We start from the raw sequence: 13,725 nt of genomic DNA on the forward strand, positions 1-13,725 counted from the left end.
TCTCCGCGGACGTACGCGTCTGCACTACTTCCCCTTGCCATGGGAACGAAGAGCCTGGCTATGAACAGCCATGGCAAACCCTCACAAAGGAGTGAGAGCGAAATGCCGCTCGACGAGGCCAAGGATGAGCTGCTGCAAAGAGCCGCGGAAAGTTGCGCGGTCGGCAGCGAGCACATGAGCGCGGAGGAGGCCCTCTCCTTCCTGCGGTTCTACTACCGCCATGTCGCACCCGAGGACCTGCTCGACCGCAACCCCGTCGACGTGTACGGCCCGGCGATGTCCCAGCGACAGCTCGCCGAGGTACGCCCCCAAGGCCGGGCCGTGGTCCGCGCCTACACCCCCACGCTGGAGGAGAACGGCTGGGACCCGGGGCACTCGGTCGTCGAGGTGGTCACCGACGACATGTCGTTCCTCGTCGACTCGGTCACCATGGAGCTCGACCGGCACGACATCGGCGTCCACCTGGTGGTCCACCCCCAGATGCGGGTACGCCGCGACATGACGGGCCGGATGCTCGGCCGCGGCCAGGAGGACGTCACCGGCCAGATGCTGGTCGAGTCCTGGATCCACATCGAGATCGACCGGCAGGCCGACCCCGCGGTGCTCAGGCGCGTCGAGGCCGACCTGCTGCGGGTGCTGGCCGACGTGCGGTACGCGGTCGAGGACTTCAGGAAGATGCGGGCGCTGGCCGTCCAGACGGCCGAAGACCTTAGCATGAACCCGCCGCCGCTGGAGCCCGCCGAGGTCGAGGACAGCCTCGACCTGCTGCGCTGGCTCGCCGACGGGCACTTCACCTTCCTCGGCTACCGCGAGTACCGGCTGGAGCACACCGACCAGGGCGAGATGCTGAAGGCCCTGCCCGGGGCCGCGCTCGGCATCCTGCGCGACGACAAGGTCGGCTCGGACAGCTTCTCCGCGCTGCCCGCGGAGGTGCGCGCCAAGGCCCGCGAGAAGCAGCTCCTGATCATCACCAAGGCCAACAGCCGGGCGACCGTCCACCGGGCGACCTACCTCGACTACATCGGGGTCAAGCTGTTCTCGCCCGAGGGCGAGGTCATCGGGGAGCGCCGCTTCCTCGGCCTGTTCACCCACGTGGCCTACAACGAGTCGATCTCCCGCATCCCGGTGCTGCGGCGCAAACTGGCCGAGGTGCTCAACGCCGCCGGCCACTCGCCCGACAGCCACGACGGCAAGGACCTCATCGAGATCCTGGAGACGTTCCCGCGCGACGAGCTGTTCCAGACCTCGGTCTCCCAGCTCCTGCCGATCGCGCTCGGCGTGCTGCGGCTGCGCGAGCGCAAGCAGGTCAAGCTGTTCCTGCGGCGCGACGACTACGGCCGTTACATCTCCTGCCTGATCTACCTGCCACGCGACCGCTACACCACCAAGGTGCGGCTGAAGATGCAGGAGGTGCTGCTCAAGGCGCTCGGCGGCAGGTCGCTCGACTACAGCGCGATGATCGGCGAGTCCGTGCTGGCCCGGCTGCACGTGGTCGTGCGCGGCGAGCAGCTCCCCGTGCCCAGCGTCGACGTGGAGGAGCTGGAGGCGCGTCTGGCCGCGCTGACCCGCTCCTGGGAGGACGACCTGACCGTCGCGCTCGACGAGATGACCTCCGAGGAGGAGGCTCCCGCGCTGGCCAGGAGGTACGTCTCCGCCTTCCCCGAGGGGTACAAGGCCGACTTCCCGCCCAAGGTCGCCGTGGTCGACCTGCGCCGCCTGGAGCAGCTCGTCGCCGACGGCGAGGAGGTGGCGATCAACCTCTACGAGCCGTACGACGCCACCGAGGGCGAGCGGCGGCTGAAGATCTACAAGGTCGGCTCGCCGATCTCCCTGTCGGAGGCCCTGCCCCTGATCCAGCGGCTCGGCGTCGAGGTCGTGGACGAGCGGCCGTACGAGATCGACCGGGACGGCGACGCGAGCACCAAGAACGCCTGGATCTACGACTTCGGCCTGCGCTACACGCCCTCCGGCGAGGTGGACAGGAACGACTTCAAGCGGCTCTTCCAGGACGGCCTGAGCGCCCTGTGGCAGGGCCGCGTCCAGGCCGACAACTTCAACGCCCTCATCCTGCGGGCGGGCCTGACCTGGGAACAGGTCGAGATCCTGCGCGTCTACGCCAAGTACCTGCGGCAGGCCGGCAGCACGTTCTCGCAGCTCTACATGGAACGCGTGCTGCTGGGCAACGTGCGGCTGGCCCGGCTGCTGGTCCGCCTGTTCGAGGCCAAGCTCGACCCCAAGCGCGGCGACGACGTGCGGGTCGACCTCGTGGAGGCGCTCAACGAGGAGATCCTGGGCGCCCTCGACGAGGTGGCCTCCCTCGACGAGGACCGCATCCTGCGGGCCTACCTGGAGATGATCCAGGCGACCCTGCGCACCAACTACTTCCAGACGGTCGACGGGCAGCGCAAGCCGTACATCTCGCTCAAGGTCGACCCGCAGGCGATCAGCGTGCTGCCGCTGCCCCGGCCGAAGTACGAGATCTTCGTGTACTCGCCCCGCGTCGAGGGCGTGCACCTGCGGTTCGGGAAGGTCGCCCGCGGCGGCCTGCGCTGGTCCGACCGCATGGAGGACTTCAGGACCGAGATCCTCGGCCTGGTCAAGGCCCAGATGGTGAAGAACACCGTCATCGTGCCCACCGGGTCCAAGGGCGGGTTCGTGGTGAAGCAGCCGCCCGTGTCCGGCACCCGCGAGGACATGCTGGCCGAGGGCGTGGCCTGCTACCGGACGTTCATCTCCGGCCTGCTCGACGTCACCGACAACCTGGTGGACGGCAAGGTCGTGCCGCCGGCCGACGTGGTCAGGCACGACGGCGACGACACCTACCTCGTCGTGGCCGCCGACAAGGGCACCGCGACCTTCTCCGACATCGCCAACAGCGTGGCCAAGGAGTACGGCTTCTGGCTCGGCGACGCCTTCGCCTCCGGCGGCTCGGTCGGCTACGACCACAAGGCCATGGGCATCACCGCCCGCGGCGCCTGGGAGTCGGTCAAGTACCACTTCCGCACGATGGGCGTGGACGTGCAGACCACCGACTTCACCGTGGCCGGCATCGGCGACATGTCCGGCGACGTGTTCGGCAACGGCATGCTGCTCTCGCAGCACATCCGGCTGGTGGCCGCCTTCGACCACCGGCACGTCTTCATCGACCCGACGCCCGACGCGGCCCGGTCGTTCGCCGAGCGGCAACGCCTGTTCGACCTGCCGCGCAGCTCCTGGGACGACTACGACGCCTCGCTGATCTCGGCGGGCGGCGGCGTGTTCCCGCGTACCGCCAAGTCCATCCAGATCACCCCGCAGATGCGCGAGGCGCTGGGCATCGAGGCGGGCGTCAACGCCCTGGCCCCCAACGACCTGATCAGCGCCATCCTCCGGGCCCCCGTCGACCTGCTGTGGAACGGCGGCATCGGCACGTACGCCAAGGCCGGCTCCGAGTCCAACGCCGACGTCGGCGACAAGGCCAACGACGGGCTCCGGGTGAACGCCGGAGACCTGCGGTGCAAGGTCATCGGCGAGGGCGGCAACCTGGGCTTCACCCAGCTCGCCCGCATCGAGTTCGCGCTGAACGGCGGTCTGGTCAACACCGACTTCATCGACAACTCCGCCGGGGTGGACACCTCCGACCACGAGGTGAACATCAAGATCCTGCTCGACCAGGTCGTGCGCGACGGCGAGCTGACCGACAAGCAGCGCAACCAGGTCTTCTCGTCGATGACCGACGAGGTCGCCGACCTGGTGCTGCGCGACAACCACGCCCAGAACGTGGTGCTCGACGCGACCCGCGCCCAGGCGGTCGACATGCTCCACATCCACGCCCGCTACCTGCGCAAGCTCGAACGGGACGGGCTGGTCAACCGGGAGCTGGAGTTCCTGCCCTCGGACAAGACGCTGGCCGAGCGGCGGCAGGCCAGGCTCGGGCTGACCGCGCCGGAGTTCTCGGTCCTGCTGGCCTACACCAAGCTGGTGGCCGACGCCGAGGTGCTGGGGTCCGAGCTGCCCGACGACCCGTACCTGGCGTCGTGCCTGGTGTCGTACTTCCCGTCGGACCTGCGCGAGCGGTTCCGCACGTACATGGACGCGCATCCGCTGCGCCGCGAGATCATCACGACCTGCGTGGTGAACGAGCTGGTCAACTCCATGGGCACCACGTTCATGTTCCGCTTCGGCGAGGAGACCGGGGCCTCCACGTCGGACATCGTGCGGGCGTACCTGGTGGCGCGTGAGGTCTTCGACCTGCCGAGCTTCTACCGGGCCGTGGAGGCGCTGGACAACGAGGTGGACACCGCCACCCAGGTCGCCATGCTGCTGGAGGGCCGCAAGCTGCTGGAGCGCGGCACCCGCTGGCTGCTGGTCAACCGGCGTCCGCCGCTCGACCTGGCCGGGTCGGTCGCCTTCTTCCTGAAGGGCGTCAACGGGCTGTCGGCGCACATCCCCAAGCTGCTCACCGGGCCGGACCTGGCCGCGTACGAGGAGCGCCGGGACTCGTTCGTGGCCCGCGGCGTGCCGCAGGAGCTGGCCGAGCGGGTGGCGTCGATGGTGCCCGCGTACTCGACGCTGGACCTGGTCGAGGTGGCGTCGCTGACGGGCCGTCCGGTGAACGAGGTGGCGGAGGTCTACTTCGACCTGGCCGACCGCCTGCAGCTCGCCCGCCTGCGCGAACGCGTCATCGCCCTGCCCAGGGACAACCGGTGGAACTCCATCGCCCGCTCGGCCCTGCGCGACGACCTGTACACCGCGCACGCGTCGCTGACCCGTGACGTGCTGGCCCACAGCAAGCCCGGCCTGCCCCCGGAGGAGCGGCTGGCCGGCTGGACCGAGGCCAACTCGGCCGCCGTGGGACGCGCCCGTCAGACGCTGTCGGAGATCTGGGAGAGCGACCACTTCGACCTGGCGACGCTGTCGGTGGCCCTGCGCGCGATCCGCACGCTGGTGGGCGCCAGCAGCCTGCCGCGCACGGAGGCCTAGGAACCGCCCGAGGGGGCTCTCACTCGCCGCTGGCGCGGGTGAGGGCCCCGTCGTGGGCGATGACGCGGGCGGCGGCCGGGGCCGTCAGCGGCGGCACCGCCGTGGCGTACTGGTGGACCTCGGTGAGCTTGAGGCTGCGGCGCACCGAGGAACCCGAGATGGCCCAGCTCGCCTCCGGCGGCACCGGGATGATGTAGGTGTTGTTGGCGACCGTGCGGGTCGAGGTGTTGCGCGACAGCGAGTACTGGATCAGCGCGCCGCCGTCGGACGTGCGCAGCGCGTAGACCGGCCAGTTGTCGGCGCTGAAGATCGAGTCGTAGCTGAACCCGTCCTTCTTGGCCTTCTCCCGGTCGGTGGCGATCTGCTTGGCCACCTCGGTCGTGTACTGGCCGTCGGCGAGCAGGCCCGCCGTCACCCCGGCCGCCCCCGTCTCGGCCACGCTGGCGTGCACCGGGCCCATGTACTGGGGGCTGATCGTGACGGTCTTGTCGTCGGGGGTCAGCGCCTTGGCGTAGCCGTCGGAGTCGAGCTCGACCTGCGGCAGCCGCTGCCCCGACAGGAGCTGCGCGGCCGAGCTGAGCTGCCAGTCCTCGCCGCTCTTGGCGAACGTCAGCAGCGTCGGCTGCCCGTTGCGCGTCACCAGCGCGCTGAACCAGGGCGCCCGCTCGCCCTGGGCGAACCTGGGCACGTAGAGGGTCGGCGAGCCCCACGTGTAGCGCGGCGGACGGTCGCCGGTGGACTCGTAGGCGGCCTGGGTGAGCGCGAACTGCCCGTCGCGGACCAGGTCGCTGTCGAGCGCGAGCCGCCCCGGCACGATGCTCTCGACACGCAGCACGTCGTCGGTGGGCAGGATCGCGGAGATCGCCTCCGCGGCCTCCTGACGCGTGACGGCGGGAGCCGGCGCGGACGGCGAGGGCGTGGCCGAGCCCGTGGCGGGCGCCTTCCCCTGCGACACTCCGGAGGACGTTTGAGCAGGGCCTGTGCACGCGGTAGCCGCGGCCAGCACGCCGACGGCGAGCGCCAGCATCTTCCCCCGACGGTATGCGCGCACCTCGCCATGTTATTCGTGCACGCGAGGGTCGCGTACCCTAGGGAGACGTGGCAGGCATCGATCCGGCAGAAGAGATCAACGAGCTCGCGAACACGCTCCGCAGCATCCAGGACGTGCTCGACCTCGACGCGATGCGCAAGCAGATCGAGGAGCTGGAGCAGCAGGTTGCCGCCCCAGACCTGTGGGACGACCCCGAGCAGGCGCAGAAGGTCACCAGCAAGCTCTCCCATCTCCAGGGCGAGCTCAACCGCGTCGAGGGCGTCGCACGCCGTCTCGACGACCTGAAGGTGCTCTACGAGCTCGCGGCGGAGGAAGGCGACGACGACACGCGCGTCGAGGCCGACAAGGAGCTGGAGTCCCTCAAGTCCGACATCGGCGCCCTTGAGGTACGCACGCTCCTGTCGGGCGAATACGACGCCCGCGAGGCGCTCGTCACCATCAACTCCCAGGCCGGTGGCGTCGACGCGGCCGACTGGGCCGAGATGCTGCTGCGCATGTACCTGCGGTGGGCCGAGCGCAAGGGCTACTCCACCGAGGTCTACGACACCTCCTACGCGGAGGAGGCCGGCATCAAGTCGGCCACGTTCACCATCAAGGCCGCCTACGCCTACGGCACGCTGCGCGGCGAGCACGGCACCCACCGGCTGGTCCGCATCAGCCCGTTCGACAACCAGGGCCGCCGCCAGACCTCGTTCGCGGGCGTCGACATCGTGCCGGTCGTCGAGCAGACCGACCACATCGACATCAACGAAGACGACCTGCGCATCGACGTCTACCGTTCGTCGGGCCCCGGCGGCCAGGGCGTCAACACCACCGACTCGGCGGTGCGCATCACGCACATCCCGACCAATATCGTGGTCTCCTGCCAGAACGAGCGCTCCCAGCTCCAGAACCGCGCCTCGGCCATGAACGTGCTCCAGGCCAAGCTGCTGGAGCGCAAGCGGCAGGAGGAGGCGGAGAAGATGTCGGAGCTGCGTGGCGCGACCACCACGTCATGGGGCACGCAGATCCGCAACTACGTGCTGCACCCGTACCAGATCGTGAAGGACCTGCGCACGGGCACGGAGGCGGGCAACCCGACGGCGGTGCTCGACGGCGACCTCGACGGGTTCATCGAGTCGGAGATCCGCTGGATGCGCAGGCAGGAGTCAGGCACCGACTAGGTGCCTGAGCACCAGCGTCGCGAAGAGCAGGACGAGGAGCAGGACGGCGACGAGGGCGGGTGACAATCCGGCGAAGCCGTGGTTGTGCATCCGCTCCCTGTTGGCTCGGCAGAGGGGACAGCGGCCCTCGATCACGGGGTGGGCGCACTGCGCGCATACGAGGTGTTCGCAACTCATGACAGCCCCAAGTGTAGCCGCACAATCGTTTTGTTTCCGTTATGGACGTTCCATGCCAGTCTTCCCCCTAGACTGTCGTCTGGCCAATCGGAACGTCGATCATCAGTAAAGACGGCGTCCCCGATCGGCCGGCGGCGGGAATGGGCATGTGCCACCCTCGCTTCCGTCCTGACCCCTAGACTGGCATGCCGTGATGCTCTCGTGATCCATTTCGATAATGTCACCAAGGTCTACGCGAACCAGAACCGGCCCGCTCTCGACCACGTCTCCGTCGACGTGGACAAGGGTGAGTTCGTGTTCCTCGTCGGCCCTTCGGGGTCAGGCAAGTCCACGTTCCTGCGTCTGGTCCTGAAGGAGGAGCGGCCCAACTCCGGGGCGATTCACGTCGCCGGCAAGGACCTGGCCCGCCTCTCCAACTTCAAGGTGCCTCACCTGCGCCGCCGTATCGGCTGCGTCTTCCAGGACTTCAGGTTGCTCCCGAACAAGAACGTCTACGAGAACGTGGCGTTCGCCCTAGAGGTGATCGGCAAGCCCAGGCGGTTCATCCGCAAGGTCGTGCCCGAGGTCATCGAGCTGGTCGGCCTGGAGGGCAAGGCGCACCGCATGCCCGACGAGCTGTCCGGCGGCGAGCAGCAGCGTGTCGCCATGGCCCGCGCGTTCGTCAACCGGCCGATGATCCTGCTGGCCGACGAGCCCACGGGCAACATCGACCCCGCGACGAGCATCGGCATCATGAAGGTGCTCGACCGCATCAACCGGACTGGCACCACGGTCGTCATGGCCACGCACGACGCGGCCATCGTGGACTCCATGCGCAAACGCGTCGTCGAGCTGGAAGACGGGAAAATCGTCCGTGACCAGTCGCGTGGCGTTTACGGCCAGGCGTACTGACAGGGAGCGGCAGACAGAACATGCGGGCGAACTTCATCTTCTCCGAGGTCTGGATCGGCCTCCGTCGCAACCTGACCATGACGATCGCGGTCGTCATCACCGTGGCCGTCGGCATGGCGATGTTGGGCGTCGGCTTGTTGATCAACACCCAGGTCTCCATGCTCAAGACCTTCTGGTACGACAAGGTGGAGATCTCGGTCTTCCTGTGCACCAAGGGCTCCGCGATCCCTGCATGCAACGGCAAGGCGGTCACCCCGGCCCAGACCAAGGCGCTGGAAGCCCGCCTGAAGGGCCTCCAGGGGGTCAAGGAGGTCTTCTACGAGGACCAGACCACGGCGTACGACAACTTCAAGACGGCCTACCAGGGCAGCCCGACGCTCGTCGAGGCCACCCGGGTCGAGGACATGCCGCAGTCGTTCCGCGTGAAGCTGGTCGACCCCGACAACTACCAGCCGGTGGTCCAGGCCGTGAAGGGCCAGCCGGGCGTGTCCCAGGTGATGGACCACAAGCAGCTCATCAACAAGTTCTTCGACATGCTCGACAAGCTGTCCTTCTACGCGCTGGCCGTCGCCATCATCCTGGTGCTGGCCGCGGCGCTGCTGATCGGCAACACCGTCCGGCTGTCGGCGTTCAACCGGCGCCGGGAGACTGGGATCATGCGCCTGGTGGGCGCGTCCAACCTGTACATCCAGCTCCCGTTCGTCATGGAAGGCGTGATCGCCGGCCTGATCGGCGGCGTCTTCGCGGCGATCATCCTGATCGTGACCAAGGTCCTCCTCTTCGAGGAGATCGCGGGCTACTTCGGCAGCGGCATGGCCCAGCTCGGCTGGGACTCGGTGGCCCAGACCATCACGATCACCATGGGCATCGGCGTCGTGATCTGTGTGCTGGCCTCGTTCGTGACGCTCCGCCGATACCTCAGGGTGTGAGGAATCGCCGGTAAGGTCGAAGCATGCCACGTGAGACCGGGCGGAAGGTCATCGCCCAGAACAAGCGGGCCCGGCACGACTACCACCTTGAGGACACCTTCGAGGCGGGGCTCGTGCTCCAGGGCACGGAGGTGAAGTCGCTCCGCGAGGGCCGCGCCTCGCTCGTCGACGGCTACGCCAGCATCGACGACGGCGAAGCGTGGCTGCTCAACGTGCACATTCCCGAGTACACGCAGGGCACGTGGACCAACCACGCCGCCCGCCGCAAGCGCAAGCTGCTGCTGCACCGCAAGGAGATCGAGAAGCTGGCCGCCATCACCAAGGAGGGCGGCCTCACGATCGTCCCCACGGTCCTGTACTTCCAGGACGGCCGGGCCAAGGTCGAGATCGCCGTGGCGCGCGGCAAGAAGGACTGGGACAAGCGGCAGTCGCTGGCCGAGCAGCAGGCCAAGCGGGAGATGGCGCGGGCCCTGCGGCACCGCAACCGATGAGAGCGGCGGCACTCTAACCGATGACACGCGCGCGCCGCACCCTTGCCGCGACCGTCACGCTGGCGGTCGCGAGCATGACGCTGACCGGCTGCTTCGAGGAGTCCTCGCCGCACGACGCGGTGCGTGACTTCCTCGTGGGCTGGCAGTCCGAGGACTACGCCCTGGCCGCGGGTCGCACCGACGGCGACCCGGCCACGGTGGGCAAGGCCCTGGCCAACGCCAAGCTGGAGCTCGACGCGGCCTCGTTCCGCTTCAGGATCAAGAGCGTGAGCGTGACCGGCGAGGAGTCCAAGGCCGACTTCCGCGCCGAGGTCGACCTGGGGGAGAACACCCCCCTCTGGGAGTACGACGGCTCGCTGCCGCTGCACCTGGTCGACGGCCGATGGAAGGTGCGCTGGTCGCCGTCGGTGCTGCATCCGCAGCTCAAGGAGGGCCAGCGGTTCGCGGTCGAGACCAACCCCAAGCCGCGCCAGCCGGTGGTCGACCGATCCGACGATCCCCTGCAGAACGAGCTCTACGTCTACGTGGTGGGCGTGGTGCCGTCCGCGCTGGGCGACCGGGCCGAGGACGTCGTGGCCAAGCTGTCGGCGATCACCGGCTACGCCCAGGACCGGCTGCTGAGCCGGATCAGGTCCTCGCCGCCCGACAAGTTCGTGCCGCTGGTCACGTTCGGGCGCTCGCGGTACCTGTCGATGAAGTCCAAGCTGGCCGGCATCGCCGGCATCGAGACCGACCCGCAGCCGCAGCCCATCGACCCCGCCGCGCCCAAGCAGATCGTCGGCAAGGTCAGCGCGCTCACCCCCGAGGACGAGCAGAAGCTCGGCGGGCCGCAGCGGGCCGGCGACTCGGTCGGTCAGAGCGGTCTGCAGCAGGCGTACCAGGACTATCTGACCGGTTCCACCGAGACCAAGGTGATCACCCTCGATCTCAAGACCGGCAAGCAGGTGGCCAAGCTGCGCGAGTGGCCGGGCCGCCAGAACGTCTCGGTCAAGACCACGATCGACAGCCACGTCCAGGCCGCGGCCGAGCGGGCGGTGGCCGAGACGGCCACGAGCGCGCTGGTGGCCGTGCAGCGCGACACCGGCGAGATCCTCGCGGTCGGCACCAGCGGGCTCAACCAGGAGAAGGACGCGCTGGCGGGCAGGTTCCCCGCGGGCACGGCCTTCTCGATCGTGGCGGCCGACGCGCTGATCAAGGGCGGCGTCAGCACCAAGCAGCGGCTGGCCTGCCCGGCCGAGCGCACGGTCGGCGGCGCCAAGTTCGTGCACACCAGCCAGGCCGCCGGGGTCGCCTCGTCGGCCACGTTCCAGGACAACTTCGCCAAGGGCTGCGTGACCGCGCTGGCCTCGCTGGCGCGCCGGGCCACCGCGGGCGGCCTGGCCACGAGCGCCAAGGCGTTCGGCATCGGGCTGCCGTGGCAGCTCCCGCTGAAGTCGTTCAGCGGGGCGATGCCCGAGCTGTCCAGCGACGCCGACAAGGCCAGGGCCATCGCGGGCCAGAACGTCGAGGTCAGCCCGCTGTCGATGGCGCTGGTCGCGGCGGCGGTGGGTTCGGGCACCTGGCGGCCGCCGGTGCTCGTGACCGCCCCCAAGTCGCCCGATCCGGCCGCGGAGGTCGTCCCCGAACGGCAGCCGGCTCCCGTCGCGATGGATCCGAAGGTGCGCACGGCGCTGACCGCGATGATGCGTGCCGGCGCGGTCGGCAGCCCCGCGCAGGCGGGCCGGGGCCGGGTCTACGGCGTCCGCGCCACGGCGGGCAGCCAGGACAAGCCCATGACCTGGTTCGTCGGCTGGCAGGGGGACGTGGCGGTCGCCGTCCTGGCCAAGAACTACGACGCGGCGGCCGTCGCGGGCAGCTTCTTCTCGGGCCTTCGTGACCCTGCGTGAAAATTCGTGACGGTGAGCAACCTTTCCGGACGTCGGCTGCGTCTTACTGAATGACTGGGCCCGCTCGGGGGGTTGCGGACTCAGTCGCCGTGATGAGATCAGGACTTCATCTCGGGGGAAGTCCTGCCGTCCGGACCGGCTCGACCCTGCCGGTCGGCCCCCGGGAGCGCGTGCTGCTGTGCCACGCTCCCGGGGGTTTCGCCATGCTGGAATTAAGTTGGCGTTGAGGGTGTTGTCCCCTGTAGATTCAGTGTTGCTCGTCTCCGTGTGATCAGCATTGAGGCGTGTTGACAACTGCACAGGGGGTGACTGGCTTCGACTTCGATCTTGCAAGCCAGGTGAAGCGGGCCGAGGACTGCGGACATAACCTCGTTAATCCTGTGACCGCAAAACAATAAGTGCCAATTCCAAGCGCACTGAGGTCGGCCAGGGTTCCCTGGCCCTCGCTGCCTAAGTAGCGAAACCTCTGTCAGCCCGGGAGCGCCTTCGGCCCGGTGTCTGGCATCGTGAGAAGGCTCAACCGATCGACCCGGCCACGGGGGAGATCGGGAAATCAAACAGTGGCTGAGCCCGTCGGCGACTCGCCTGTGTGATCGCCGGGGCTGAGAAAAGCACAACAGGCTGCGCCCGGAGAAGCCCTGACTTGGGGTTGAAGGACGCGGGTTCGATTCCCGCCACCTCCACGTGACCAGAACGCCTCCGACCTGCCGAGATCTCGGCGGGTCGGAGGCGTTCTGCTGTCCGGGGCGTGTTGTCGTGCTGCCTAGAGCGTGCGCAGCCATTGGCGGAAGCGGTCCAGGCCGGGGCTCGGCGTCGGTGACGGCAGGGTGCGGAGCAGCTCGTCGTCGGTGGCCGGGCGGGCGTCGAGGGCCGCCTGGCGCAGCAGCTTCGCGCCCACCCGCAGGCCGCCGAGCACCTGGATGGTCACCGTGTCGCGGCGCATCGCGTAGCCATGGGTGTCCTCTTTGCGGACGTACGTGAGGCCGGGGCCGGCGGTGGTGCACTCCTTGGCGAGGAAGCAGACGTCGTCACCGTCGACGTAACTCGCGTACATCGTGATGCGGACGGTCTGCGCGCCGTTGCCGGTGTGGTCGGCGGGCGTGTAGATCAGGCCCGTCGGGATGCCCGTGAGCTGTGGGGTGTATCCCGGGATCTTCGCCGCGTAGTAGTCGCCGGTCCGCTCCTGGTCGCCCAGCTCGCGGGCGGTGGCCGGGTGCAGGGTCCGGGCGGCCGACCGGAGCAGGGCGTGGTCGACGGCCGCGCTCCCCACCACCGCGACGTACCGGCGTCCCACCCGCACCTGGTAGCCGTGTTCCACCGGGCCTTGCCGGTAGACCAGGCCGCCGGGCTCGGCCGTGCACGACTCGACCGGCAGATGGGCGTCAAGCGCGGTGGGTTGTCCGCATCTGTCCTCGCCCACCATGAGCCGGTCGTACGCGGCGATCGTGATGTACCGGTCGGGCGGGACGGAGGCCGGGTCCGCGGGCATGAAGCCGGAGGCGCCCAGCCCGTCGCCGTAGGCGTTGCCGTCGGGGCGGTAGCCGGGGATGGCGACCACGTACGCGGTCTTCCGGGAGAGGTTGCCGGCACTCAGCCGAGTCTCCAGGTCGTCCGGCGGGTCCTGGCGCAGCACGGCCACACCGGCCGCCAGGAGGGCCAGGATCAGCCCGAGTGCGACCGCCCGGTAGCGCCACCCGCGGACGAACACCCCGGCCACCAGGGCGTGCGGGACCCCGCCGAGCAGGAACGTCAGCAGCGCGTCGCGGCTCACGCCGAGGCCGGCGATGTCGGTCACCCTCCAGCCGAGCAGCCATCCGGCGGTCCCCAGGCCCAGGACCAGCAGCGCCCACAGCAGCCGCCCGCCGAGGGTGGTGCCGAGGACCGACACGTCACGGGTGGCCTTGATCACGAAGACCAGGTAGCCGAGGATGACCGCCACGGCCAGTGCCGCGGCGACGAGGGGCACGGTCTCGTTGACGGCGAACAGCAGGATCATCAGGACCGTCCCCGCCGCCGGCAGGATGAGCGATCCCACCGTCCAGGCCGCGGCGAGATGGGCCAGGACCCGCACCGGCTTCGGCACGGTCGGCCCGGTAGCCCCGGGCGGTCGGTCGTTCTCGATCTCCGCGCGCACGCCGCTCTCCGTTCTTCGCGTCAGCCAATGTGTTGGATGAA

Annotated in this window: 8 protein-coding genes and 1 other RNA gene; 7 read left to right on the plus strand and 2 right to left on the minus strand. The window is 69.1% G+C overall.

The features are described from left to right. Positions 1-102 precede the first annotated feature (102 nt). The gene (locus ACWCSU_RS02315; protein WP_449932988.1) at positions 103-4,962 is read left to right on the plus strand and encodes an NAD-glutamate dehydrogenase; all 4,860 of its coding nucleotides are present in this window, start codon (positions 103-105) and stop codon (positions 4,960-4,962) included. Positions 4,963-4,981: 19 nt separating this feature from the next. Here the strand turns inward: ACWCSU_RS02315 and ACWCSU_RS02320 are convergent, their stop codons facing one another. Then, a complete protein-coding gene (locus ACWCSU_RS02320) occupies positions 4,982-6,013 on the minus strand; it encodes a hypothetical protein (RefSeq protein WP_449932990.1) in 1,032 nt (343 codons plus the stop codon). A 47-nt stretch (positions 6,014-6,060) separates the two neighbouring features. Between ACWCSU_RS02320 and prfB the strand changes: the two genes are divergently transcribed. From prfB to ssrA, 6 genes are all read left to right on the plus strand, one after another. Continuing rightward, positions 6,061-7,176 carry a peptide chain release factor 2 gene (gene prfB, locus ACWCSU_RS02325; RefSeq protein WP_357702985.1) on the plus strand — a complete coding sequence of 372 codons (1,116 nt, stop codon included), beginning with the start codon at positions 6,061-6,063 and terminating at the stop codon, positions 7,174-7,176. A 378-nt stretch (positions 7,177-7,554) separates the two neighbouring features. After that, positions 7,555-8,244, plus strand: a complete 690-nt coding sequence (gene ftsE / locus ACWCSU_RS02330; protein WP_020541427.1) for a cell division ATP-binding protein FtsE — start codon at positions 7,555-7,557, stop codon at positions 8,242-8,244. Between the two features lie 20 nt (positions 8,245-8,264). Continuing rightward, a complete protein-coding gene (gene ftsX / locus ACWCSU_RS02335; RefSeq protein WP_449932992.1) occupies positions 8,265-9,173 on the plus strand; it encodes a permease-like cell division protein FtsX in 909 nt (302 codons plus the stop codon). Positions 9,174-9,196: 23 nt separating this feature from the next. Then, positions 9,197-9,664 carry an SsrA-binding protein SmpB gene (gene smpB / locus ACWCSU_RS02340; protein ID WP_357702981.1) on the plus strand — a complete coding sequence of 156 codons (468 nt, stop codon included), beginning with the start codon at positions 9,197-9,199 and terminating at the stop codon, positions 9,662-9,664. A gap of 20 nt (positions 9,665-9,684) precedes the next feature. Continuing rightward, positions 9,685-11,550 (plus strand): penicillin-binding transpeptidase domain-containing protein, encoded by a 1,866-nt coding sequence (locus tag ACWCSU_RS02345; RefSeq protein WP_449932994.1) that lies wholly within the window; start codon positions 9,685-9,687, stop codon positions 11,548-11,550. A gap of 301 nt (positions 11,551-11,851) precedes the next feature. Then, positions 11,852-12,236: a transfer-messenger RNA gene (gene ssrA / locus ACWCSU_RS02350) on the plus strand. A gap of 77 nt (positions 12,237-12,313) precedes the next feature. Here the strand turns inward: ssrA and ACWCSU_RS02355 are convergent. After that, complete coding sequence (locus tag ACWCSU_RS02355) at positions 12,314-13,684, minus strand: hypothetical protein (RefSeq protein ID WP_449932996.1); 1,371 nt, start codon at positions 13,682-13,684, stop codon at positions 12,314-12,316. Positions 13,685-13,725 lie beyond the last annotated feature (41 nt).

This window comes from Nonomuraea sp. NPDC001699 (genome assembly GCF_053596455.1).